General features: G+C 71.1%; 26 protein-coding genes. 19 read left to right on the forward strand and 7 right to left on the reverse strand.

The window, feature by feature from the left end; translation table 11 throughout:
* Nucleotides 1-47 precede the first annotated feature (47 nt).
* From I6J71_RS45645 to I6J71_RS45700, 12 genes are all read left to right on the forward strand, one after another.
* Nucleotides 48-815, forward strand: a complete 768-nt coding sequence (locus I6J71_RS45645) for an SDR family oxidoreductase (protein ID WP_204092534.1) — start codon at nt 48-50, stop codon at nt 813-815.
* 76 nt (nt 816-891) lie between these two features.
* Nucleotides 892-1,635: an ABC transporter ATP-binding protein gene (locus I6J71_RS45650; protein ID WP_204092535.1), complete on the forward strand. Its 744-nt coding sequence runs from the start codon at nt 892-894 to the stop codon at nt 1,633-1,635.
* Nucleotides 1,635-4,127 (forward strand): ABC transporter permease, encoded by a 2,493-nt coding sequence (locus I6J71_RS45655; RefSeq protein ID WP_204092536.1) that lies wholly within the window; start codon nt 1,635-1,637, stop codon nt 4,125-4,127. Before I6J71_RS45650 ends, I6J71_RS45655 begins: the two co-directional genes overlap by 1 nt.
* A 40-nt stretch (nt 4,128-4,167) precedes the next feature.
* On the forward strand, nt 4,168-4,731 hold the full coding sequence (pyrE, locus tag I6J71_RS45660; protein ID WP_204092537.1) for an orotate phosphoribosyltransferase: 564 nt from the start codon (nt 4,168-4,170) through the stop codon (nt 4,729-4,731).
* A 24-nt stretch (nt 4,732-4,755) separates the two neighbouring features.
* Nucleotides 4,756-5,241: an RNA polymerase sigma factor gene (locus I6J71_RS45665; protein WP_239155599.1), complete on the forward strand. Its 486-nt coding sequence runs from the start codon at nt 4,756-4,758 to the stop codon at nt 5,239-5,241.
* A gap of 208 nt (nt 5,242-5,449) precedes the next feature.
* A complete protein-coding gene (locus tag I6J71_RS51575) occupies nt 5,450-6,067 on the forward strand; it encodes a hypothetical protein (protein ID WP_370542063.1) in 618 nt (205 codons plus the stop codon).
* A 2-nt stretch (nt 6,068-6,069) separates the two neighbouring features.
* Nucleotides 6,070-6,282 carry a hypothetical protein gene (locus I6J71_RS45675; protein ID WP_204092538.1) on the forward strand — a complete coding sequence of 71 codons (213 nt, stop codon included), beginning with the start codon at nt 6,070-6,072 and terminating at the stop codon, nt 6,280-6,282.
* Between the two features lie 62 nt (nt 6,283-6,344).
* Complete coding sequence (locus I6J71_RS45680; protein ID WP_204092539.1) at nt 6,345-6,788, forward strand: Asp23/Gls24 family envelope stress response protein; 444 nt, start codon at nt 6,345-6,347, stop codon at nt 6,786-6,788.
* Between the two features lie 179 nt (nt 6,789-6,967).
* Nucleotides 6,968-7,351, forward strand: a complete 384-nt coding sequence (locus I6J71_RS45685) for a DUF2784 domain-containing protein (protein ID WP_204097594.1) — start codon at nt 6,968-6,970, stop codon at nt 7,349-7,351.
* 16 nt (nt 7,352-7,367) lie between these two features.
* Nucleotides 7,368-8,024, forward strand: a complete 657-nt coding sequence (locus tag I6J71_RS45690) for an RNA methyltransferase (protein ID WP_204092540.1) — start codon at nt 7,368-7,370, stop codon at nt 8,022-8,024.
* Between the two features lie 680 nt (nt 8,025-8,704).
* Nucleotides 8,705-9,040, forward strand: a complete 336-nt coding sequence (locus I6J71_RS45695) for a hypothetical protein (RefSeq protein ID WP_204092541.1) — start codon at nt 8,705-8,707, stop codon at nt 9,038-9,040.
* A 322-nt stretch (nt 9,041-9,362) separates the two neighbouring features.
* Nucleotides 9,363-10,379: a glycoside hydrolase family 76 protein gene (locus I6J71_RS45700; RefSeq protein ID WP_204092542.1), complete on the forward strand. Its 1,017-nt coding sequence runs from the start codon at nt 9,363-9,365 to the stop codon at nt 10,377-10,379.
* Nucleotides 10,380-10,381: 2 nt separating this feature from the next.
* On the opposite strand, the gene I6J71_RS45705 is transcribed toward I6J71_RS45700, so the two are convergent.
* Nucleotides 10,382-11,248, reverse strand: a complete 867-nt coding sequence (locus tag I6J71_RS45705; protein ID WP_204092543.1) for a LacI family DNA-binding transcriptional regulator — start codon at nt 11,246-11,248, stop codon at nt 10,382-10,384.
* Nucleotides 11,249-11,354: 106 nt separating this feature from the next.
* Entirely contained in the window at nt 11,355-12,383 is a 1,029-nt protein-coding gene (locus tag I6J71_RS45710; protein WP_204092544.1) for a LacI family DNA-binding transcriptional regulator, read from the reverse strand.
* A 107-nt stretch (nt 12,384-12,490) separates the two neighbouring features.
* On the opposite strand from I6J71_RS45710, the gene I6J71_RS45715 reads away from it, so the two are divergent.
* The 7 genes from I6J71_RS45715 to I6J71_RS45745 all read left to right on the forward strand — a co-directional run bounded on the left by I6J71_RS45715 (nt 12,491) and on the right by I6J71_RS45745 (nt 18,257).
* Nucleotides 12,491-13,510 carry a substrate-binding domain-containing protein gene (locus I6J71_RS45715; RefSeq protein ID WP_204092545.1) on the forward strand — a complete coding sequence of 340 codons (1,020 nt, stop codon included), beginning with the start codon at nt 12,491-12,493 and terminating at the stop codon, nt 13,508-13,510.
* A complete protein-coding gene (locus tag I6J71_RS45720) occupies nt 13,507-14,502 on the forward strand; it encodes an ABC transporter permease (protein WP_204092546.1) in 996 nt (331 codons plus the stop codon). Before I6J71_RS45715 ends, I6J71_RS45720 begins: the two co-directional genes overlap by 4 nt.
* Complete coding sequence (locus I6J71_RS45725; protein ID WP_204092547.1) at nt 14,499-15,323, forward strand: ATP-binding cassette domain-containing protein; 825 nt, start codon at nt 14,499-14,501, stop codon at nt 15,321-15,323. The genes I6J71_RS45720 and I6J71_RS45725 overlap by 4 nt, the downstream gene beginning before the upstream one ends.
* A 1-nt stretch (nt 15,324) precedes the next feature.
* On the forward strand, nt 15,325-16,185 hold the full coding sequence (locus I6J71_RS45730; protein ID WP_239154288.1) for a PfkB family carbohydrate kinase: 861 nt from the start codon (nt 15,325-15,327) through the stop codon (nt 16,183-16,185).
* On the forward strand, nt 16,182-16,817 hold the full coding sequence (locus I6J71_RS45735; protein ID WP_204092548.1) for a nucleoside/nucleotide kinase family protein: 636 nt from the start codon (nt 16,182-16,184) through the stop codon (nt 16,815-16,817). The genes I6J71_RS45730 and I6J71_RS45735 overlap by 4 nt, the downstream gene beginning before the upstream one ends.
* Nucleotides 16,814-17,560 carry an SDR family oxidoreductase gene (locus tag I6J71_RS45740; RefSeq protein ID WP_204092549.1) on the forward strand — a complete coding sequence of 249 codons (747 nt, stop codon included), beginning with the start codon at nt 16,814-16,816 and terminating at the stop codon, nt 17,558-17,560. The genes I6J71_RS45735 and I6J71_RS45740 overlap by 4 nt, the downstream gene beginning before the upstream one ends.
* Before the next feature lie 283 nt (nt 17,561-17,843).
* Nucleotides 17,844-18,257 (forward strand): VOC family protein, encoded by a 414-nt coding sequence (locus tag I6J71_RS45745; protein ID WP_204092550.1) that lies wholly within the window; start codon nt 17,844-17,846, stop codon nt 18,255-18,257.
* 2 nt (nt 18,258-18,259) lie between these two features.
* Here I6J71_RS45745 and I6J71_RS45750 read toward each other — a convergent pair whose 3' ends face one another.
* The 5 genes from I6J71_RS45750 to I6J71_RS45770 all read right to left on the reverse strand — a co-directional run bounded on the left by I6J71_RS45750 (nt 18,260) and on the right by I6J71_RS45770 (nt 24,188).
* Complete coding sequence (locus I6J71_RS45750) at nt 18,260-19,237, reverse strand: hypothetical protein (RefSeq protein WP_204092551.1); 978 nt, start codon at nt 19,235-19,237, stop codon at nt 18,260-18,262.
* Between the two features lie 118 nt (nt 19,238-19,355).
* Complete coding sequence (locus tag I6J71_RS45755; protein ID WP_204092552.1) at nt 19,356-20,024, reverse strand: DedA family protein; 669 nt, start codon at nt 20,022-20,024, stop codon at nt 19,356-19,358.
* A gap of 192 nt (nt 20,025-20,216) precedes the next feature.
* Nucleotides 20,217-21,041, reverse strand: a complete 825-nt coding sequence (locus I6J71_RS45760) for a YceI family protein (protein WP_204092553.1) — start codon at nt 21,039-21,041, stop codon at nt 20,217-20,219.
* Complete coding sequence (locus tag I6J71_RS45765) at nt 21,038-23,662, reverse strand: MFS transporter (RefSeq protein ID WP_204092554.1); 2,625 nt, start codon at nt 23,660-23,662, stop codon at nt 21,038-21,040. Before I6J71_RS45765 ends, I6J71_RS45760 begins: the two co-directional genes overlap by 4 nt.
* A gap of 7 nt (nt 23,663-23,669) precedes the next feature.
* The gene (locus I6J71_RS45770) at nt 23,670-24,188 is read right to left on the reverse strand and encodes a MarR family winged helix-turn-helix transcriptional regulator (protein ID WP_204092555.1); all 519 of its coding nucleotides are present in this window, start codon (nt 24,186-24,188) and stop codon (nt 23,670-23,672) included.
* Nucleotides 24,189-24,350: the final 162 nt, after the last annotated feature.

Here is a 24,350-nt window from a genome sequence, read left to right on the forward strand (position 1 = left end):
CCATACTTCGCGACTTGGACAAACGCACGTGCAGGTAGGTTCGGCACATGAGCCCCACCGCCGTGATCACCGGAGCCACCGCGGGCATCGGAGCGCAGTTCGCGCGCACGCTCGCCGCCGAGAAGTACGACCTCGTGCTCGTCGCCCGCGACCGGGAGCGCCTCGACGCGTTCGCCGGGCAGCTGCGCGAGCGCCACGGTGTGGCCGTCGAGGTCCTGCCCGCCGATCTGTCCGAAGTAGACGGACGCGCCGCCGTCGAAGAACGCCTCACCGCCGGTCCCGTCGACCTGTTGGTCAACAACGCCGGCTTCGGCCTCTCCGGCGACTTCTGGCAGATCTCACCCGACGCGTTGCAGCGCCAGCTCGACGTGAACGTCACCGCCGTCCTGCGCCTCACCCGCGCCGCCCTGCCCGGCATGGTCGAGCGCGGCCGCGGCGACATCATCAACGTCTCCAGCGTCGCCGGCTTCTTCTCCGGCCGTGGCTCCACCTACACCGCCAGCAAGAACTGGGTCACGTCCTTCACCGAGGGCATCGCGACGTCGCTCCCACCGGGCCTGCGCATGATGGCCCTGTGCCCCGGCTTCACCACCACCGAGTTCCACGACCGCGCGGGCCTCGAGAAGGAAGGCCCGAAGGCCTTCTGGCTCGGCGTGGAGCAGGTCGTGGATGAAGCGCTGACGGACTTGCGCCGCGGCAAGGTGATCTCCGTGCCGAGCCTGCAGTACAAGGCTTTGGTGGCCGTCGGCGGCCTCCTGCCGCGCGGGGTGCTGCGGCGGCTGTCGGCGGGGGTCGGGAACCGCAAGCGCACGTGAGGTAGGGCTGGCCCCACCGCGTCCCGGCGAGCTGGCACCAGGGTGCGAACCACTGTCGCTGCCTAGCGTTTTCCCCATGACGACGGATGAGGCGGTGCGGCTGCGGGCCGTGCGCAAGGTCTACGGGCGCGTGGCCGCGCTCGACGACGTCGACCTGTCGTTCCCCCGCGGCGGTTTCACCGCCGTGATGGGACAGTCCGGGTCGGGCAAGACGACGTTCCTGCACTGCGCGGCGGGCCTCGACCGGCCGACGGCGGGCACCGTGCACCTCGACGGCCAGGACCTCGCCGCCCTGTCGGAGACGCAGCTGACGAAGCTGCGCCGCGACAGGGTCGGGTTCGTGTTCCAGGCGTTCAACCTGCTGCCCGCGCTCACCGTCGAGCAGAACGTGGCTCTGCCCCTGCGGCTGGCCGGCCGCCGCGTCGACAAGTTGCTCGTGGCGCGGATGCTGGCGCACGTCGGGCTCGCCGAGCGGCGCCGGCACCGGCCCGGCGAGCTGTCCGGCGGCCAGCAGCAGCGCGTCGCGATCGCGCGGGCGCTCCTCACGCGCCCAGCCGTGCTCTTCGCCGACGAACCCACCGGCGCCCTCGACACCCGTACCGCGGCCGAAGTGCTGGCGCTGCTGGGTGCTTCCGTCCGCAGCGGGCTCACCGTGGTGATGGTGACGCACGATCCGGTCGCCGCGGCGCACGCCGATCGCGTGGTCTTCCTCGCCGACGGCCGCGTCGCCGGCGAGCTCGCGCGCCCGACCGCCGAAGCCGTGGCCGAGCGCATGACGCACCTGGGCGCGTGGGGTCGCTCCGCGGTGGGGGGTGCGTGATGTTCCGGCTCGCGCTGCGCACGCTCCGGCCGCGCAAGGGTGGTTTCCTCGCGACGTTCGTGGCCGCGTTCCTCGGCGCCGTCATCGTGTCCGCCTGCGGCGGCCTGATGGAGACGGGCATCCGGGCCGACGCGCCGCCGCAGCGGCTCGCGGCCGCGCCCATCGTCGTCGCCGGGCAGCAGGAAATCGAGCTGCCCAAACGGGATCCGGCCGACGACGACCCCAAGACGGAAAGCGTCCTGTTGCCCGAACGCGTGCGGCTCGACCCGGCGCTGGCCGATCGGATCCGCGCGACGCCCGGCGTGGCCGCGGTGGTCGGCGACGTGACCGTGCCGGTCGTGACACCCGGTGGCCCGGCGGCCGGGCACGGGTGGAACTCCGCTGTGCTGACGCCGTACTCGCTGATCGCGGGCCACGCACCGGGGCCCGGCGAGGTCGTGGTCGCCGGGCTGCCCGCCCAGCCGGGCGAGATGATCCGGCTCGCCGCTCACGGCACCACGGGCTGGTATCGCGTCGCCGGAATCGCCGGCGCAACCCAGCCCGAGGTGTTCTTCACCGAAGCCGACGCCGGCCGCCTCGCCGGTGGTCAGGTCGACGACTTCGGCGTCTTCACGACGGAAAGCCCCGAAACGGTGGTCGCCCGCCTGAACCTCGGGCCCGGCGTCGTCGCGCTCACCGGCGACGACCGCGGCCGCGCCGAGTTCCCGCAAGCCGAGGCGGCCGGTGAAGACCTCGTGGTCCTCGCCGCCGTCTCCGGTGGGCTGTCGGTGCTGGTCGCGCTCTTCGTCGTCGCGAGCACGCTCGCCCTGGCCACGCAGCAACGCCGGCGCGAACTGGCTCTGCTGCGCGCCATCGGCACGACGCCCCGCCAGCTGCGGCGGATGGTGCTCGGCGAGGCAGTGACGATCGGGTTGCTCGCGATGGCCGCGGCGGTCGCGCTCGGGCCAATGCTCGGCCGCCGGCTGTTCGGCCGGCTCACGAACGCCGGTGTGGTGCCCGAAGTCGTCCGGTTCCACCAGGGCTGGCTGCCGATGACCGTCGCGGCCGGGGTCACGGTGCTGGCCGTCCTGGTCGCCGCGCTCGTCGCGGCCCGGCGCGTGAGCCGCATCCGGCCGACGGAGGCGCTGGCCGAGGCGAGCGTCGAACGCCGATGGCTCACGCCGGTGCGGTTCGTGCTCGCAGCGCTTTGCTTCGGCGGCGGGACGGCGCTCGGGATCGTCACGCTCGCGGTGATGACCGGTCCCGTCGCGGCGAGCACGGCGGGACCGGCGGTGCTGCTGTGGGCGATCGGTGTCGCGGCGATCAGCCCCGGCGTCACGAAGCTGGTGGCGGCGCTGCTGCACGGTCCGGTGCGGGTGTTCGGGGGTGTCACCGGGTGGCTGGCGGTCGCGAACACGCGAGCCACGGCCACGCGGGTGTCGGGCGCGGTCACGCCGATCGTGCTCGCGGTGGGCATCGCGACGGGCAACATCTACCTCCAGACCACGCAGCAAGCCGTGTCGCAGCATTCGTTCACCGAAGACCTGCGCGCCGACGCAGTGGTCGCCGCTCCCGCGGGGGCCAGCCCCGAACTGCTCCGTCGCGTGCAGCAGGCACCCGGCGTGGCGGCCGCTTCGGAGTACACGACCAGCACGGTCTTCGTCACCGTGCCCTTCGACGACAGCCAGGACGACGACGGTCATCCCGCTCTCGGCCTCACCACCGAAAGCGCCGCCCGGACGACGTCCGCCACCGTCACCACGGGCAGCCTCGGCGCCCTCACCGGCGACACCGTCGCGCTGCCGGACACCGTGGCGGCCGAGCTGCGCCGCGGCGTCGGGGATCCCGTCACACTCCGGCTCGGCGACGGGCACGAGGTGACCGTTCGCGTCGTCGCACTGGTGGCTCAGCGCGCCGGCTTCGAGGCGCTGCTGTTTCCCGCCGGTCTGCTCGCCGCCCACACCACCGCCCGCCTCGCGCCGCAGGTGCTCGTGCGGGCCGCGCCCGGCGTGGACCGGGCCCGGCTCGCGGCGAGCCTCACCGCGGCCACCGCGGGCGAGCCCGTGACGGTCGGCGACCGCGAGGCGCTGCTCGCCGCGCACGCCGCGGGTGACGAGATCGGCGCGTGGGTGAACTACCTGATGCTCGGCATGATCATCGGCTACACCGTGATCTCTGTGGTGAACACGCTCGTCATGGCCACCGCTCGCCGCCGGCGCGAGTTCGGGCTCCAGCGCCTCGGCGGCTTCACGCGCACGCAGGTGCTGCGCATGGCCGGCGTCGAAGGCGGCGTGATCGCGACGATCGGCATCCTGCTCGGCACAGTCGTCTCGGCGGGCGCGATCGTGCCCTTCTGCCTGGTGGCGACGGGCTCGCCACTCCCGATCGGCCCGGCGGCGGTCTACCTCACCGTGATCGCCATCGCGGCCGTGCTCGCGCTGGGCGCGTCGGTGGTCCCCGCCTGGGTGGCGACGCGGGCGCGGCCCGTGACGGCTGTCGCGCTCGACGAGTGACGCGCTGGTGCGCGCGGGGGCGTGTGTAAGACTCTCGGCCGTGGCGTACCCCGGGTTGGATCAAACTGCGAAGCTCGAACTGGCCAGGCTGGTCACCGAACTGGCCGTGGTGCACGGCAAGGTGACCCTCGCGTCCGGCAAGGAAGCCGACTACTACGTCGACCTCCGCCGGGCGACCCTGCACCACGCGGCGGCACCGCTGATCGGCAAGCTGCTGCGGCAGCTCACCGCCGACTGGGACTACGTGGCCGCCGGCGGGCTGACGCTCGGCGCCGACCCGGTCGCGCTGGCGATGCTGCACTCCGCGGCCACCGACGGGGTCGTGCTCGACGCGTTCGTCGTCCGCAAGGCGGTCAAGGAACACGGCATGCAGCGCCGCATCGAGGGCGTCGAGGTGCGCGGGCAGCGTGTGCTGGCCGTCGAGGACACGTCGACGACCGGCGGCAGTGTGCTCACGGCCGTCGAGGCGCTGCGCGAGGCCGGGGCGATCGTCGCGGGCGTCGCGACCGTCGTCGATCGCGACACGGGCGCGCGCGAGGCCATCGAGAAGGAAGGCCTCGAGTACCGCTACCTCCTGAACAAGGACGACCTCGGGCTGGACTGAGCGCGTTCGCGCGCACGACCTGAGATTGCGTACGTCCGCGCCTGCGAGCAGCTCGTGCTGCGCTACCCGATGTTCCGGTTCGCCGCGAAGATGCTCGACCACCGCGGCGCCGCCGAGGACGTCGTGCAGGAGGTCTTCGTCGGCCCCTGGCGCAAGCTCGCGCAGCTCAACGACGCCACGCTCGTCGGCTGGCTCTACCGCGGCACTGCCGACCGCTGCGTCAACGTCATCCGCGCGCCCCAGGCCGACGTCGATCTCGACCTGCCAAGGTCACCCCGCACCGACGCGCAACCCGAGCACGCCGCGCTGATCAGCGGTCGGCTGGCGGTGCTCACCGAAGCGTTGCGGCAGCTCACGTCGCAGCAGCGCGCGTGCTGGCTCCTGCATGAGGTTCACGGCCGCTCCTACGAGGAGATCGCCGAGGTCGTCGGTGCGCACCCCGTGGCCTTCCGGGGCCGCATCGCCCGCGCACGCGTGCAGCCGGCGGAGGTGATGAAGCCGTGGCGGTGAACGAGAGCACGACCTACGAGCTGCCGTGCGGCTGCGACCTGGACGACGTCTGGGCCCGGCTCGACCGGACGACACCGGCCACTCCGGGACCTGCCCCCACTGCCGCGGCGCGCGCGAGAGGCTGCCAGCGCTGCGCGAGGCGACGCGGGAGCTCATTCGGCGAACCGATCCGACGCCGCCGGACCTCGTCGGGCGCATCATGTCGGCCGTGCGCGCGGAGGCGCGCCGCGGCCGGATGGTCGACCTGCCGACGCCGGAGCCGGGCGGCACGGCGGGCAGCGAGGCGGCCGTTGCGGTGGTGCTGCGGTACGCCGCCGACGTGCGGGCCCGCCGCTGTCGCGTCCGGATGGTCGGCGTGACGCCGGAGGGCGGCGGCGGCGTCGAAGGCGAGCTCACCCTCGCCGAGCGGCTCTGGGACGGCGCGGCCGCCGAGGCGTTGGCCCGGGTGCGGGAGCTCGTCACGGCCGCCGCCGCGGCGCGCGGCGCTCGACACGCCCGGGGTCGTGCGGCTCGAGCCGGGGGTGCGGGGCCTCGTCACGGTGTGGACGCGCGCGGCGCGCGGTCGCCGGCAGGGTCTCAACCCGGCGCCGGCCGACGGCGTGCGCGTGCGGCCGGCGGGCTTTCGGTGGAGGCCGACGTGATGACGTCGGCGGCCGACCAGGCGGCGGCGGTGGGGCGGACCGTGCAGCGTGCGGTGCCGCGCGAAGTCACCGCGCAGACGGGGCCCCGCGGTCGACGGCGTCCTGGTGTCCATTGCGGACACCCAGCTGGAGCGCCGGTGAGCCGGGCTGTCGCCGACGGGATCGTCGCGGCGCTGGGGAGGTGACGGTGTTGCGTCCGGCGGCGGCCCGGGGCGTGGCCGTGACCGTGGAGCTGAGCCCGGACACGGTGCAGGTGCGGCTGATCGCCACGCGGGTGCCGTTGCCACCGTTGCTCGCGCAGGCCGAAGCCGTGGGCCGGCCCGTGCTCGCGGACACGGAGTGGGCGGGCGCGAAGCCGCGGCTCGTCGTCACGGACCTCGACGGCGGCGCGTTCGGCTGAGCTTCATCCGATCGGGCCGTGACGATCACCCGGCAACCGGGTCGATGGGGTGCCGGGAATGGTTGGCCGATCTGAGAGAGAACTCGACGACCACTGCCGAAAAGCCCGCTGCGCTCGTCGTCGCGCCGCGGTTCGTGACGGAGCAGGGCACCACGACGATCGCCGACGCGGTAGTGCGGAAGATCGCCGGGGCGACGCGCCCGGTGTGCACGCGCTCGGCGGCGCGCTGGCGCGGGCGCTCGGCGCGCTGCGCGACCCATCCCCGGCACGTCGGCGAGCGCGGGACAGGGCGTGGCTGTGGAGGTCGGCAAAAACAGGCGGCGGTGGCCTTGGAGATCGTCGTGGAGTATGGCGTCGCCCTCGCGGAACTCGTGCGCCGGGTGCGCCGCGACGTCACCGACGCGATCGAGCGCATGACGGACCTGGAGGTCGTCGAGGTCAACGTCGCCGTCTCGGACGTACACCTCGCGGACGAAGAGCCCACCGCGAGCGATCGAGTGTGGTAGGGGACGTTCCCGGCGCGATCTTCATACCCGGAGTGATCGCTCCGCTACACCTCGGGTGAACCGGTTGCTCCCGTGGGTTGAACATCACAAAGGGTGCACGTTTTTCGCTCTCACGTGCTGGTCATCCGGAGTAACGTCGCTGGTAGGGGCACGGAAAGGGGGCGGCGGTGAATCCTTCGGTGGCGCACTTCCTCGCTGACGTGACGGTGGCGGTGCACATCATCGCGCTGTTGTTCATCGGACTCGGTGGCTTCCTCGCGTGGCGCTGGCCGAAGGTCGCGTTCGTCCACATCTTCTTCGCGCTCTGGGGCGTGCTGGTCAACATCGCGCCGATCCAGTGCCCGCTCACCGCCGCGGAGAACTACTTCCGCCACCAGCAGAACCTGGGTGATCTGCCGGGCGGCTTCAACGCGTACTACCTGTACGACACGGTCGTGCCGCGTTCGCTCTTGCCGGCCGTGGCGGTGATCGCGCTGGCGCTGATGATCTTCTCGTACATCGGCGCGTACCTGCGCTGGCGCCACCGCCACGACACACCGACTCACCGCGTCCGCCTGGGCTGAGCCAGAATCGTTTCCCGTGAGCGAAGACCCCGAAGCCGGCCCGACCGAGTGGGCCGGCCGTGAACCGGTCGGCGTGGGGCCCTGGGAGGGCCCCTGGCCTGCCGACGCCCGCTACGACCCCGAGTTGCTCGAGAACGGCGATCGCCGGAACGTCGTCGACGCCTACCGCTACTGGCGCCGCGAGGCCATCGTGTCCGATGTGGACTCCCGGCGGCACCCGTTCCACGTCGCGATCGAGAACTTCCAGCACGACCACAACATCGGCACCGTGGTCCGCACGGCCAACGCCTTCGCCGCCGCCGAGGTCCACATCGTCGGCCGCCGCCGCTGGAACCGCCGCGGCGCGATGGTCACGGACCGCTACCAGCACCTCCGCCACCACGACGACGTCTCAGGCCTGGTTTCCTTCGCCACCTCGGCGGGCCTGACCGTGGTCGCGGTGGACAACACACCGGGCTCCTCGCCGGTCGAAGTCGCCGAGCTGCCGCGAGACTGCGTGCTGCTGTTCGGCCAGGAAGGCCCGGGCCTGTCGGAGGAAGCGCAGGCTGCCGCGTCGATGGTCGTGTCGATAGCGCAGTTCGGCACCACGCGCTCCATCAACGCGGGCGTTGCGGCGGGGATCGTGATGCACAGCTGGGTCAGGCAGCATGCGGATCTGTCGAAGGCTTGGTAGGGCGAGCAGCGGAGAGTGCGGGTCGCGCGGGTGGGTTGAGGCGGGTAGCTCCGGCATGCGAAACCGGTGTCTTCGCCTGGAGACTGCTGTGTTTCGTACGGGAATCGCCCCGTGCCTACGAAACCTTCACGGACCTACGCAGCTCTCACTGCACCCAGACTCCGCCCTGCGCCTCGATCCGAAGCCTTCACGCGGTCTGGATCATCTTGTTACGGCACGGTTTCCCGCCGTGACAAGATGACCCAGACCGTCGTTACCGTCATCGGCTTCGGGGTGCAGGGCGAGTCCCCGGCGCAATGTCGCGCGCCAGCGCGATGAGGCGTCCGTTCGCCTCCGCGACTTCAAGGGGACGCCCACGGCTCGTCGCGCTGGCACGCAAGATCGCCGGGCGTAGGTCGGGTGAGCACCCCGACCCTTGATGGTCACCGCGGAGAAGGCGGGGATCGAGGTGCTGGGCGGGGGCTGGGTCCCCGGTTTGGTTTTCGTAGTGGCGTTACGGGTGTGGCCTGGGTGTGGGTTGGGGTGTCAGCGCGCGGGGGTCGGGGCGTTGTGCTGGTGGGCTGCTGCGGCGCGGCGGGCGGTGACTGTCTGGGCGATGGTGGAGTGCTTCGCTGCGCTCGGCGCGACGCGCGTGCGGAGGGTGGGCGACGCAGCTGCGTGGTGGTCGGCGGGGGAAGCGGGTGCGGCCTGCCGCGCGTGAGCCGCGGCTCGTCGTGCTGGGGCCGGAGTGGCAGTGCGGTCGGCGGGTGCGGGGGCCGCGGCTCGTCGTGCTGGGGCCGGAGTGGCAGTGCGGTCGGCGGGTGCCGGTGCAGCAGCTCGTCGCGCTGGAGCCGGAGCAGTACGCCGACTGGCAGGTGCGGGGGCCGCGGCTCGTCGTGAGGGGGCCGGAGCAGTACGCCGGCCGGCAGGCGTGGGCGCCGCAGCTTGTCGTGCGGGAGTCGGGGCGGCGGTCGGACCGGCGGGTGCCGGTGCAGCAGCTCGTCGCGCCGCAACCGGAGCAGTACACCGACCGGTAGGCGCGGGAGCTGCGGCTCGTCGCGCCGGGGCCGCAGCTGCAGTCCGGTCAGTCCGGCCGGCAGGTGCCGCAGCTGTGCCGTGCTGCCCTACACCAGGTGCCGGCGTCGGGGTCGTCGCGTCGGCGGTGGAGGTGAGCAGGGCGAACGAGCCGGCCGCGGCGGTGAGGGTCAGGAAGGCGGCGGTGGTGAGGCGCTTCAGGTTCACGAGGGGAGCTCCCTGTCAGTCGATCTTGGTCGCGGATGACCGGAGGCACGGCTTGTCAGGAACTCGTGTCGATCGGATCAGGGCGCGATGTGGTGCGCGAACAGGCACAATCCAAGGATGGATGGGGCGGAGCGGGCCGCGGTGGCCGAACGTGCGGTGCGGGTGCGGCACCTGCGGCCGGTGTGGGGTGTGCCGGGCACCGTGCTCGGGCGTAGTGGCTGGCCGCCGAGTTTCGACCAGCGGTTGCACTGGCACTGGAACTACTGGTGGCAGGCTCATCTCCTCGACTGCCTCGTCGACGCGCAGGTCCGGGATCCGCGCAAGGACCGCGCGAAGGTCATCGCCCGGTTCGTCAAGTCCGTGCGGTTCCGCAACTTCGGCAAGTGGACCAACATCTACTACGACGACGTCGCCTGGCTCGGCCTCGCGCTGCAGCGGGTCCGCGCGCTCGAACTGGCCGATGTGGACGAAGCCATCGCGGCGATCGACGAGCAGCTCCACGAAGGCTGGACCGACGACGCGGGCGGCGGCATCTGGTGGCGCCGCGGAGACCAGTTCAAGAACGCTCCCGCCAACGGACCGGCCGCGATCTTCCACGCGCGTGAAGGCGACGCAACGCGGGCCGCGGAGATGACCAACTGGCTCACCCGCACCCTGAAGGACCCGGAAACGGGCCTCGTGTGGGACGGCCTCCGCGTCGACACCGGTGAGTTGGTCAAGAACATCTTCACCTACTGCCAAGGTGTCTACCTCGGTGCCTGTCTCGAACAATCCGATGTGGACAACGCGGCGAGCACCATCGACGCCGTCGCCGAGCACCTCGCGCCCGGCGGCATCATCCGGGGTCAGAACGGCGGCGACGGTGGGCTCTTCGGAGCCATTCTCGCCCGCTACCTCGCCCTCGCCGCCAAGCAGCTCACCGGGCCGGCGGCGGAAAGGGCGAAACACCTCGTCCTCACCTCGGCCGACGCCTGCTGGGGCGGCGCGACCACCACCCTCACCGGCCCCCTGTTCAGCGCCGAATGGGCCGCCCCCGCACCGGAGGACCCGCCGGAGAGCGGAGCGCCCGAACGAGATCTTTCCGTCCAAACAGGAGCGTGGTTGCTGCTCGAAGCGGCGGCGACCCTGGGCTGAGCTCAGCAGCCGCACGAAGCGCCGTGCATGAAGCGCGGCGCCAGCCGGACCGCTTCGGGCCGGCGATCCGGCTCCTGCACCCGCGCCATCAGCAGCTGCACCGCGCGCCGGCCGATCTCCGCGATCGGCTGCGCCATCGTCGTCGCGGCGGGTGACACCGTCCGTGCCCACGCCATGTCGCCGAACCCGACCAGCGCCAGCTCGGACCCGATGCGGATGCCGCGGCGGTGGGCTTCCCACTGGACGCCGATCAGCATCGCCTCGCCGCCCACCACGATGGCCGACGGCGAAGGCCAGCCGTCGAGCAGTTTGGCGGCGGCACGCGCGGCGCCGCCCGGTGAGGACATGCCGCCGGCGACGAGTTCGGAGTTGTAGCGCAGGCCGGCGCGGTCCAGCCCGAGCCGGTAGCCGAGGGTGCGCTCCTCGCTCACCGCGGAGTCCGGCGCGCCCGTGATCATGGCGATGCGGCGGTGGCGGCGCGCCGCGAGGTGTTCGACCAGCGACGACACCGCCTGGATGTTCTCGGAACCCACCTGGTCGACGTCGTTGCGCCCGGCGATGCGGTCGACCAGCACCGTGGGCACGCCCATGCGCACCAGGCCGTTGATCACCGCGTCGTCGCCCGGAGCGGGCACGAGCAGTACGCCGTCGACGCGGTCGGCTCGCAACGCACGCACCACGGCCGCTTCTTCGCTCACGGAATCACGGGTGTCGGCGAGCATCAAGTCGCAGCCGGCGCGAGCGGCGGCGCCGCGGATCGCGCGCAGGAGGTCGCCCGTGTACGGGTTCGCGTGCATGCCCAGGGCAACACCGAACCGGTGGGTGACCGGCGTGTCCCAAACCGGGATCTCCGGCGCCAGAGCGGTCATGTCCCGTGCCCTCGTCGTCGTGCTTACCCAACGGTAACCGCTGGGTGGGTCTCGCCGAGGTGCGCGAGCGCTGATCAGCTCCAAGAATCACGCGTGTGAGTGAACGTCAGGCCGCGCCGGAGCAGCCGCACGACTCTCGGTGGCACAACGTGGGCGGCAGCCGCACGGTCTCGGCCGCGCGCGACGGGTCGGCGATCCGCGCCAGCAGCAGCCGCACGGCCTGGCGGCCGATCTCCTCGATCGGCTGCGCCATCGTCGTCAGCGGCGGGTCCACGAGATCGGCCCACTCCACTTCGTCGTACACCACCACCGGCAGGTCGCGCCCGATGCGCAACCCGCGCCGGCGCGCTTCGTGCAGGACGCCGACCATCATGCTGTCGTTGGCCACTACCAGTGCCGTCGGCGGTTCGGGCAGCGCCAGCAGCGTGCTCAACGCCAGCGCCCCACCGTCGCGCCGGGAGTTCCCGCAAGCCACGAGGTCGGGCGACCACGCGAGCCCCGAGCGGCCCAGCCCCAGCCGGTAGCCGAGCACGCGCTCCTCACTGGTCGTGAGCCCCGGCGCGCCGGAGATCATGCCGATCCGCCGGTGCCCCAGCGCCGCGAGGTGCGCGGTGAGCGCCGACGTCGCCTGGATGTTCTCCGCACCCACCTGGTCGACGTCGCCGCGGGTCGCGAGGCGGTCGATCAGCACCGTCGGCACGTCGAGCGACACCAGCTCCCCGATCACGGCCCCGTCGCCCGGGGAAGGAGTCACCAACAGACCGTCGACGCGACGGGACCGCAGGGCCCGCACCACGTCACGTTCGGACGCCACGGTGTCGTGCGTGTCGGCGAGCAGCACGGTGTACCCGTTGGCCGACGCCTCCCGTTCGATCGCCTGCATCAGCGCCGCGAAGTAGGGGTTCGCCACGAGCGAGATCGCCATGCCGATCGACCGCGTTCCGCCCGTCACCAGCGAGCGGGCGATCGCGTCGCCCGTGTAGCCGGTCTTCTCGATCGCCCGCAGCACGGCGGTCTTCGTGTCTTCCGCGACCGCGCGCGTGCCGTTGACGACGTGCGAAACCGTCGTGATCGACACCCCGGCGAGGTCGGCGATGTCGCGCTGGGTCGGGCGGGTGGAGCGGGGCCTTGGCATGTCAGTCCTTCACGGGAGCTCATTCGCAAGCGTTTGCGCAAACGCTTGCGACGTGCCGACAGTCTGTCTACCTTGCCGTCCATCGGCAACCTCGCAGGAGGAGATTCATGAGACAGCGCAGCCTCACCGCACTGGCTCTGGCGGCCGCCGTCTCGGTCGCCACCGCCGGCTGCACGGTCGAGCGCCACTGGGGCGGGAACACGAACACCGGTGGCAGCGGGAAGGCCAAGGTCGGCCTGGTCACCAAGACCGACACGAACCCGTACTTCGTCGAGCTGCGCAACGCGGCCCGCGCGGCCGCGGCCGCCAACGGCGCCGACTTCAGCGCGCTCGCCGGCCAGTTCGACGGTGACAACGACGGCCAGGTCCGCGCCATCGAGAACCTCACGCAGCAGGGCGTGAACACCATCCTGATCACCCCGAGCTCGTCCACCGGCGTGCTCAAGGCGATCAAGGACGCCCGCGACGCCGGGATCCTTGTGATCGCGCTCGACACCGCCACCGAGCCCGCCGACGCCGTCGACGCCACCTTCGCCACCGACAACTTCGCCGCCGGTCAGCAGCAGGGCGCCTACGTCAAAGCCGCGTTGCACGGCGCCGACCCCAAGTTGCTGATGGTCGACGGGACCGCCGGTTCGTCGGTCGACACGCAGCGCCACGGCGGGTTCCTCAAGGGCATCGGCCTCACGGACTCCTCGCCCGAGATCAAGGGCCACACCAACGCCAACGGCGACCAGAGCCAAGCCCAGCAGGGCATGGAGAACCTCCTGCAGCGCACTACGGACATCAACGCCGTGTACTCCATGAACGAACCCATGGGCCGGGGCGCGTACGCCGCGCTGAAGGCCCGCGGCCTCACCGGACAAATCGTGATGGGCTCGATCGACGGCGGCTGCGAAGGCGTGCAGAACGTCAAGGACGGCCTGTACGCGGCCACCGTCATGCAGTTCCCGAAGAAGATGGCCGAACAGGGCGTGCTCGCCGCCGTGCAATACGCGAAGACCGGCAAGAAGCCCACCGGTTTCGTCAACACCGGCTCCACCGTGATCACCGACAAGCCCCTGCCCGGCCTCCCGAGCCAGAACACCACGTGGGGCCTGCAGAACTGCTGGGGAGGCACCAAATGACGACGGCGACGGTGAACGGGACGCGTGAGCGCGAGTCGCTCGGCGAGTTCCTCCTGCGCGCGCCCGCGGTCGGCCCCGCGCTCGCGCTGGTCGTGGCCATCGTGGTCTTCTCGCTGGCCACGGACACCTTCTTCGACCTCGACAACCTGTCCACGGTCGTGCAGCAGTCGCTCGTCGTCGGCACGCTCGCGCTCGGCCAGACGCTGATCATCCTCATCGCCGGCATCGACCTGTCCAACGCGTCGTCGATGGTCGTGGCCACGCTGGTCATGGCGAAGCTCGCCGCGGCCGGCACCAACGGCTTCGTCGCGCTGCTGGCGGGCATCGTGCTGACCATGATCGTCGGCCTGTTCATCGGCGGGCTGGTCACGCGGGTCAAGCTGCCCGCCTTCATCATCACGCTCGGCACGTTCACCGGCCTCACGGCCGTGGCGAAGCTGATCGCCGGCGGTCAGGCCGTGCCGGTCACCGACCCGCTGCTGCAGTGGCTCGGCACCAAGCGCTACCTCTTCGGCGGCATCCCGATCACCTACGGCATGACGCTCGCGCTGATCATGTTCCTGATCGTCTGGTACTCGCTCACGAAAACCGCGTGGGGCAAGCACGTCTACGCCGTGGGCAACGCGCCGGAGTCCGCGCGCCTGTCCGGTATCAAGGTCAACCGCACGGTGATCTCCGTGTACCTGGTCGCGGGCTTCTGCTTCGGCATCGCCGCGTGGCAGGCGCTCGGCCGAACGCCCAACGCCGACCCGAACCAGTTCCAGCTCGGCAACCTCGACTCGATCACCGCCGTGGTGCTGGGCGGCACCAGCCTCTTCGGCGGCCGCGGCTCGGTGCTGGGCACGCTCTTCGGCGCGCTGGTCGTGGCGGTGCTGCGCTCGGGGCTGACGCAGATGGGCGTGGACGGCAACTACCAGGACCTCGCCACCGGCGCGCTGCTCATCGCGGCCGTGGTCGTCGACCGGATCGCACGGAGGCAGCAGCAGTCATGACTTCCGAAAACGGCAAGCAGACCACGCTCTCGGCCCGCGGCCTGGTGAAGCGCTACGGCCGCGTGACCGCGATCGACGGCGCCGACTTCGACCTCTACCCCGGTGAGGTGCTCGCCGTGGTCGGCGACAACGGCGCCGGGAAGTCGAGCCTCATCAAGGCGTTGTCCGGCGCGCTCGTGCCCGACGCGGGCGAGATCCGCGTGGACGGGCAGCTCGTGCACTTCAAGTCCCCTTTGGACGCTCGCCACCACGGGATCGAGACGGTGTACCAGGACCTGGCCGTCGCGCCCGCGCTGGACATCGCGTCGAACATGTTCCTGGGCCGGGAAAAGCGGCTGCGCGGACCGTTCGGGGGACTGGCGCGAAAGCTCGACACGGGTGAGATGCGCAAGGAGGCGCAACGGATCCTCGATGAGCTGGGCATCAAGGTCAAGTCGATCACGCAGCCCGTCGAAACGCTCTCGGGTGGGCAGCGCCAGGGCGTCGCGGTGGCGCGCGCCGCGGCGTTCGGCACCAAGGCCGTGATCATGGACGAACCGACGGCCGCCCTCGGTGTCGCGGAGTCCGCGAAGGTGCTGGAGCTGATCGGCCGCATCCGCGACCGCGGGTTGCCGGTGGTGCTGATCAGCCACAACATGCCGCACGTGTTCGACATCGCCGACCGGATCCACGTGCACCGGCTCGGCAAGCGCGTGGCCGTGGTGTCGCCGAAGACGCACACGATGAACCAGGTCGTCGGCCTGCTCACGGGCGCTCTGCGGCTCGGCGACGACGGCGAGGTCGTGGAAGTCGCGGCCACCACGCACGCCGGGCTGACCTGACGTGCGCGTGCTGCTGGCGGGGCTGTGCACGGTCGACGTCGTGCAGCGCGTGTCGGAGTTCCCGGCGCCGGGCGAAAAGGTGCAGTCGTTGCGGGTCGACGTCGCGGCCGGTGGGCCCGCGACCAACGCCGCGGTGACCGTGGCCGCGCTCGGCGCCGGCGCGACGCTCGTGACGGTCGTCGGCGCCCACCCGCTGGCAGCACTCGCGCACGGGGACCTCATCGCATGCGGGGTCGACGTCGTGGATCTCGACCCCGACCGCACCGACCCGCCGCCGGTCAGCGCCGTGGTCGTGCGCGACTCCGACGGCGAGCGCACGGTCGTTTCGCGCAACGCGGCGGCCGACGCGCCGCTCACCGTCGGCGACGTCGAGCCGCTCGTGCGGGACGCGGGTGCGGTGCTCGTCGACGGCCACCACCCGGAGCTCGCGCTCGCGGTCGCGCGTGCGGCTCGATCACTCGGGGTGCCCGTCGTGCTCGACGCCGGCAGCTGGAAACCCGTGCTGGAACGACTGTTGCCGCTGGTCGACGTCGCCGCGTGCTCCGCGCACTTCCGCGCGCCCGGCGCGAGCCTGAGGGAACGGGGAGTACCCGTCGTGATCGTGACCGCGGGGCCGGATCCCGTTCGCTGGAGCAGTGCGGAAGACTCGGGCCAGGTGCCTGTCAACGTTGTCGGAGCCCGGGACACACTGGGCGCCGGCGACGTGTGGCACGGTGCGCTGGCGCACGCGGTCGCGAGCGGCCGCGCGTCGGTGCCCGGGTGGATCCGGCACGCGAACGCGGTGGCCGCGGTTCGCGTCCGCCACGTCGGGCCGCGGTCGTGGACGGCGGCGATCTCGGAGTTGGGAGAAGGAGTGCGATGACTGCGTTCGAAGACCTCCTGGCGCGGGCCGAAGGGCTCGCCAAGCCGCGGCAGCGCAGCGTGCTGGGCATCGTCGGCGCGCCTGCTTCCGGCAAGACCACGCTGGCCTGGGCGATCGCCGACGCGCTCGGTTCCCGCGCGGCCGTCGTCGGCATGGACGGCTTCCACCTCGCCCAGGTGGAGCTGCGACGGCTCGGGCGGACCGAGCGCAAGGGCGCGCCCGACACGTTCGACGCGGCCGGCTACGTCCACCTGATCCGCCGGCTGGCCGACGGCCGGGAAACCGTTTACGCGCCGGAGTTCCGCCGCGAGATCGAGGAGCCCATCGCCGGCGCGGTGCCGGTGGCGCCGGAGGTGCAGCTCGTGATCACCGAGGGCAACTACCTCCTGCTGCCCGACGACCCGTGGAGCGGCGTGCGCCGGTACCTCACCGAAGCGTGGTACCTCGCGCCCGACGAGCCGGAGCGGATCGAACGGCTGGTTTCGCGCCACCGCCGCTACGGCCGGTCGCTGGTCGAGGCGCGCACGCGTGCGCTCGGCTCCGACCAGCGCAACGCCGACCTCATCGCGAACACCCGCGACCGAGCGGACCTCGTGCTGGAGAACCTTCCGCTCGTGAACTTCGCCCTGTGACCGGAGTTCTGGTCGTCACCGGGGGCAGCCGCGGGATCGGCGCGGCGATCTGCGAGCTCGCCGCCTTGCGGGGGTACGACGTGGTGGTCAACTACTCCGGCGACTCCGAGCCGGCGCAGCAAGTCGTCGAGCAGGTGCGCGCGCACGGGCCCAAGGCGCTCGCCGTGCGGGCCGATGTCGCTGACGAACGCCAGGTGCGCAAGCTGTTCGGCACCGCCGGCGAGATGGGTTCGCTGGCGGGCGTGGTGAACAACGCGGCGATCGTGGGCCCCACGCCGGGCCGGCTCGACGAGCAGAGCGCGGCCACCGTGCGGCGCGTGCTCGAGGTCAACGTCGGCGGCGTGTTCCTGTGCTGCCGCGAGGCCGTGCGGCGGCTGTCGACGAAATACGGCGGGACCGGTGGCGCCATCGTCAACGTCTCCTCGACGGCGGCGCGCACGGGCTCCGCAGGCGAGTGGGTGCACTACGCGGCAACGAAGGCGGCCGTGAACACGCTCACCTACGGGCTCGCACAGGAGGTGGCCGCCGAAGGCATCCGGGTGAACGCCGTGGCGCCGGGCCTGATCGCCACGGGCTTGCACGAAGCCGCGGGGCTGCCGGACCGGCTCGAGCGGCTGGCGCCGGCCATCCCGCTGGGGCGCCCGGGTCAGCCGGCGGAAATCGCGGAAGCGGTGCTGTGGCTGCTGTCCCCGGCGTCGTCGTTCACGGCCGGTGCCGTGCTGGAGGTCGGCGGCGGACGCTGACCGCTCGTCCCACACTGTGGGTGCCGGACCGGGATTGCCTGGCGGTGACGGACCGGTCTCGTCTCGGCGTCATCCCGTCACCTGGGACGCCCGGCGACGACGAGATCACGATTCGTGGCGGAAGTCGGTGAATCCGTCCGCCCGATCGGAGCTGCTGTGTCACCCTGGTGGAGCTCTCGGGGCCGTGGAATCGCCCCGCGGGCGCGGCGGCGCCGGTTCACAGGGTTGGGTGGCGAGCGCCCCGCTGCGCAACCGGGGGTCGGAAAGGACGGCCGCTCACACCATGCCCAAGCTCACGTCTGTGCACCATCTGGCGCTCACCGTGACCGATGTGGAACGAAGCGTCCCGTGGTACGCGCGGGTGCTCGACCTCGAGGAGAGTCACCGCCGCGAAGACCCCGAGACGGGAGTCCACAAGGTGGTGCTCAAATCCGCCGGCGACGGCTTCTCCGTCGTCCTGGTCCAGCACCCGGACACCGAGCGCCGCGCGTTCGACGAACGCCGCACGGGCCTCGACCACGTCGCGTTCTCCGTGTCGTCCAAGGCCGAACTCTGCGAGTGGGAAGCACGCCTGGCCGAGTACGGCGTCTCCTACCGCCCGCCGCGGACGTCGCGCACCTTCGAAGGCTCCTCGGTCATCGTCTTCCGCGACCCGGACGGCATCCAGCTCGAGATCTGGTCCGACCCGGAGCTCTGACCTCAGCTCGTGCGCGGCACGGCGAACATGTGCGTCATCGCCGCCGGGTGGGTGTCGGCGCTGCCGGTGCTGTCGGTGAGGTCCACGCCGCCGCCGACCAGGCCGACGTTGCCGGCCAAGTAGGTGCCGGTCACCTGCGCGTGCAGGTGCGTGCACCCCGGCTTCACGGCGACCCTGGTGTAGAGCGGGATCGCGGCGTGGTTGACACCCTGCTGGACGGTCTCGTCGGTCTGCACGACGGGCGCGCTCGCGCAGGTCGCGCCGCCGGACGTGGTCGCGGTCAGTGCGAAGCGGGCCTTCGAGTAGTTGTCCGGCGACTTGGCGCACACCGTGGTGCTGGCGCACCAGTGGAACTCGGTGTCCGCGATCACGTCGACGAAACTGAAGCCGAGCGGAATGTCGCGGTCGATCACCGGCGCCACCACCGTGGAGCTGAGTGTCGTGTTGCCGCTCGGCAGCGACTTCTGGATCGCCGCCCCGGTCACGTCGCCGGGAACCGGGTCCGGGGTGAACCGCACGGTACCGCTCACGGTCTCCTTCGCCACGTGGTCACCGGTCGACGACGTCCGCAGGTAGAGCGTGCAGGTGATCGTGCCCGCCTGCTTCGCGGTGACCAGGAAACGGTTGACGATCGTGATCTTCTGGTGCGCTGGGTCGCCGGTCGGTGGAAGCACATTCTCGCCCAGCACCACGTCGGATCCGCCGGCGCCCGAGCAGCGGATCTCGTTGTCGATCAGGTTCACGCCGTCGGCGTCCTGGGCCTTGAGTTCCGAGTAGACGTACGCGTTGGCCCCGGCGGGTAGCTGCTTCGACTCGATCGTCGCCATCGGGATGACGAGCTGGGTCGCGGAGTTCGGAATGCCAGTGACGATCCGCGGCCCGAAGTCCTGCGACGTCGCCGCTTGCGCCGGCCCGGGCGCCGCCATCACGGCAGCGAGCACCAACCCGGCCATGACCATGCTGCGCAACCCCAGTTTCACGACGTTCCCCCTCGGTCCCAGGTCGTGTGCCGGGTCATTGTTGGGTCGTGAGGTCTGTGCCGTCAACGGCCGAGAAGTCCGGTTGACCCGAACAGGCGGTCCATCCTGGCCGACCGGCTCACGCCCGGACGTCGTCGGGTTCCTCGACCGGGCGGCGCATCTCCTGGCGGTAGCGCAGGACGCCGTAGCCGGTGCCCAGCACGAAGAACGCCACGCTCACCCACAGCGCAGCCGTCTTCAGCCACGGCAGCACGTCGAGCAGGCCGGCGCCGTAGTAGCCAAGCAGCACGAGCGTGGGCACCCACAGCAGACCGCCCAGGCTGGTCGCGAGCAGGAAGCGGCGCGGGTCCATGCGCGCGGCCCCGGCGATGAGCGGTGCCAGCGTGCGGATCCACGGGATCCAGCGCGCGGCGACGATCGCGAAGAATCCCTTGCGGTCCAGGAACCGTTGCGCGCGATCGAGGTTGTGCCGGTTGAGCACCTTGCCGCCGCGGCGCGCGATGAAGCGCGTGCCCGTGCTGCGGCCGATGTAGTAGCCCACCTGGTTGCCGCCGACGGCGACGACGAGCGCGGCGCCCGAGAGCAGCCACGCGTTCGCGTCGGAACCGTGCTGCGCCAGCACCACACCCGCGCCGAAGAGCAGCGAATCGCCGGGCAGGAAGAGCCCGACGATGAGCGCGCATTCGACGAACACGAAGGAAAGCACGATCACCCACACGAGCAGCGGGCCGGCGGTGTCCAGCCAGCTCTCGCCCACGCCGGCGGCCTCGATGCTTGCGACGTTCACGCGGAGAGCCTACGTGGCCGTAATCGGCGTGGAATACGGAACCATCGAATCCTGCCTTCCGGTCACTTTCGGTATTCCTGCGATGAACGGCGCGTTCACCTCTCGCGGAAAACACACGCCACGTTGGAAGAAACGAACGGACCGCCCGGGACAGTTCCCGGGCGGTCCGCTGGAAAACGCGTCAGAACTTGCTCAGAACTGGGGCAGGGACTCGCCTTGCACCGCTTCGATGTCCAGCTCCACCTTCACCGTGGTGCCGATCGCGGCGACACCCGCTCGGACCATCGCGCTGTAGTTGATCGCGAAGTCGTTGCGGTGCAGCTGCGTTTCGGCGTGGAACGCGGCGCGCACGCCGCCCCACGGGTCGGGGCCGTGGCCCTGGTAGCGCAGGTCGAGCTCCACCTGGCGGCGTTCGCCGTGCAGCGTCAGCTCACCCAGCAGCACCCACGTGTCCGTGCCGCGCTGCGACAGGCCCGTGCTCTCGAACGTGATGAGCGGGTAGGCCTCCACGTCCAGGAACTCGGCCGAGCGCAGGTGGTCGTCGCGCATCTTGATGCCGGTCTCGATGCTGCCCGCCTTGATCTCGGCGCGCACCGTCGAACGCTCCACCGGGCGCGCGATCTCGATGCGCCCGCCGACGTCGGGGAACCGCACCTTGATGCTCGCGATGCCCATGTGCCGCGCGGTGGCGACCACCGACGTGTGCACCGGGTCGATCGTCCACGGCCCGGCCGGCGGCAGCTCGACGGCTTCGGCCACCGGGGCCAGGGCGATGTCGCCCAGGAGCCCGGCGCCGTCGGAGCCGATCTGCACCGTGCGCGCGGTCGGGGTGTACCCCGGCGCCGTGATCACGGCGGTGTAGACGCCCGGGGGCAGCGGGTCGGTGGCCACTGCCCCCTTCGCGTCGGTGATCTGACGGGCGACCTGGCGGCCGTTGAGGTCGGTCACCGTGAGCACGGCGTTCTCCACCGGCCAGCCGCCATTGGCTCGCAGCTGTCCTCGCAGGCCCGCGCTCATGAGCGGTCGACCAGCTCGTCGAGTGCCTGGTCGTAGCTCAGGCGCACGTCGTGCTCGGCCTCGCCGTCCGACAGCGTCACCTGGCTGGTGGCCGGCGGGTAACCGCTCGCCACCACGGTGTACGCGCCGACCGGCAGGTCGCTCACCACGTACCGGCCCTCGCTGTCGGTGCGGGCGACCGCCGCGACGTTGCCGTTCGCGTCGAGCACGGTGATCCGCGCGTCCGGCACGATCCGCTCGCCCTCGGTGCGTGCGACGCCTTGCAACAGCACGGCACCGGCCAGCTCGACGTCGTGGCGCAGCACGCCGCTGTCGGGCACGGTCAGGGTGACCGCCACCGGGCGGTAGTGCGGACCGCTGGCGACCAGCGTGTACTGGCCCGCGCCGACCCCGCTGAAGGTGTAGACACCGTCGTCGGCCGTGATGAAGGCGCCGTTGACCTCACCGCGCGAGTCGGTGAGCGTCACGGTCGCGTTGGCCAGCGGGGAACCGATCCCCACCGACCGCACGACACCGGTCAGCTCGCCCGAGCCGGTGAGCGTCACGTCGAGCTTCGCCGGCCCGCCGCCGACGACCACGCTGGAGGCCTGCGGCTGGTGGCCGGGTGCGGCCACGATCAGCACGTACGTGCCCGGGCCCTGCGTCGGCACCGAGTAGCTGCCGTCGCCGTTGCCGGTCGCTCGCGCGACCTGGCGGCCCTGCTGGTCGATCAGGGTCAGCGCGGCGGCGCTGACGTGGCTGCCGTCCTGCCGGCGCACGTGGCCGGTCACCGGGGGACCGCCCGCGCCCAGCGGCACATCGACACCCGCACCCGCGACCGAGTTCGTGATCGGCATGGGCAGCGAGCCCGAAACCGCCTCCGGGTCGCCGTGACCGTTGTTGCTCATCGCGTGCCTTCCACCCACGCCGGCGAGAACGGGTTCCCGCGGCTTTTGTTCCTCGAACAGCGAGCCCGTGGTGGCCGCGTCGTCGATGGTGGTCGCCATCGGCTCGTCGTTCGCTTCGAGCAGCGCCTCGCCGCCCTCCATCGCCGCGGCCGCCGGGGAGGTGCCCGCGAGCGGGATCTCCTTCATGAACAGCAGCACGATCGTCGCGAGCAGCGACACCGCGGCGGCGACGTAGAACACCGTGGTGATCGACTCGGTGAACCCGACGAGGATCGGCGTCCGGACCGCCGGCGGCAGCGTCTGGATGACGCTGGTGTTGCTCGAGAGACCGGCCAGCTGCCCACCGGCTCCGGCCGGCGCGTGCCCGCCGAAGGCCTTGGTGATGTTGCCCGGCAGCACGTTGAACAGGATGGTCAGGAAGACCGCGACACCCGCCGTACCACCGATCTGGCGGAAGAACGTCGCCGACGCGGTCGAGACACCGATGTCCTTGCGTGGCCCGGCGTTCTGCACCGCGATGACGAGCGTCTGCATGCACTGGCCGAGGCCGAGACCGATCACGGCGGCGGCGACCATCGGCAGCCACAGCTTCGAGTCGTACTTCACCTGGGCGAAGATGACCGCGCCACCGGCGATCAGCAGCGTGCCGATGATCGGGAAAGCCTTGTAGCGCCCGGTCTTCGACGTGATCCGGCCCGACAGGATCGAACCGGTCATGATGCCGGCCATCAGCGGCAGCATCAGCAGCCCCGACGCGGTCGGCGAGTAACCCAGCACCACCTGGTAGTACTGCGGGATCATCGTGATCGCGCCGAACATCGCGACACCGACGATGACACCACCGACGATCGCGACGGTGAACGTCGAGTTCTTGAACAGCCGCAGCGGAATCAGCGCCGCGTCCTTCATCAGCTTCTCGACGACGATGAAGAGGATCACGCCGAAGCCGCCGATGGCGTAGCAGATGATGGACTTGGTGTCGCCCCAGCCCCACTTCTGGCCCTGCTCGGCCACGATGAGGAACGGCACCACCGCGATGACCATGGCCAGCGCGCCCCACCAGTCGATCCGGTGGTTCTGGCGGCTGTGCGGCACGTTGAGGACCCGGCCCACCACGAGGAACGCGATGACCCCGATGGGCACGTTGATCAGGAAGACCCAGCGCCAGCCGGCGATGCCGGCGAGGCTGTCGAAGCCCGCGAAGAACCCGCCCAGAACCGGGCCGATCACCGTGGACAGGCCGAACACGGCCAGGAAGTAACCCTGGTACCGGGCCCGCTGGCGGGGCGGCACGATGTCGCCGATGATCGTCAGGGCCAGCGACATCAGACCGCCGGCGCCGATGCCTTGCACGGCGCGGAAAGCGGCCAGTTCGTACATCGACTGCGAGAAGGTCGAAGCCAGTGAACCGGCGACGAAGATGGCGATCGCCGCGAGGTAGAACGGCTTGCGGCCGTAGATGTCGGAGAGCTTGCCGTAGATCGGCGTCGCGATGGTCGACGTGATCAGGTACGCGGTGGTCACCCACGCCTGCAGGTCGAAGCCCTGCAGGTCGTTCGCGATCCGGACGATCGACGTGCTCACGATCGTCTGGTCGAGCGCGGCGAGGAACATGCCGCACATCAGGCCGCTGATGATCGTGAGGATCTGGCGGTGACTCAGCCCCAGTGCGTCAGCGCCGGCAGCGGGTTGTCCCACCCGCTGCTGAGGTTCTTTCTGGACGGTGGACGTCATCTTCTTCCTAGGCCCCCTTGGACTGCTGCGGCACGGTGGTGTCGCTCATGTCTGGAAAGTTGTTCTCGATATCGGTGTTGAGCCGTCCGAACAGCTCGTTGAGCGTTTCCCGGTCCTGTTCGGTCCAGTCACCGAGCACTTCGGCGAGCCAGAGGTTGCGCTGTTTGCGGTTCTCCTCGAAAACCCGCAAACCTTCGGTGGTCGGCGCGAGCAGGCACGCGCGGCCGTCCTCGGGGTCGGCCTGGCGCTCCACGAGACCGTGCTGGACGAGGGCGCTCGACTGCCTGCTGATCGTGGAGATCTCGGAGTGCAGGAACTCGGCGAGCTTGCTGGTGCGCTGCGGGCCCTCGTGGATGAGGCAGAAGAGGATCGCGTAGGCGGCCCTCTCGATGCCGTCCGGACCCTGCGCGGCGACCTGCGTCTTCGCCTTGGTGATCAAGCGCACGAACCGGACGAGCTCGTGGCCGAGCTGGTCGGCCAGGTCGAGCTCGCCCTTGGGCCTGGTGGCGGAGCTGTTCGGTGCCATTCGGTGGATCTTTCTCGCGGTGAACGAACCGGTTGGTTGGCGGCTGCAACTAGTTGCCTAAAGCAAGAGTGTTCCTGATCCGTGCTTCGCGCAAGCTCGCGGACCCCGGTTGTGTCGCATCACACTTTAGTTGTTGCATGCAAGCAGATTTTCACCGGAGGG

This window comes from Amycolatopsis sp. FDAARGOS 1241 (genome assembly GCF_016889705.1).
Taxonomy (GTDB): Bacteria; Actinomycetota; Actinomycetes; order Mycobacteriales; family Pseudonocardiaceae; genus Amycolatopsis.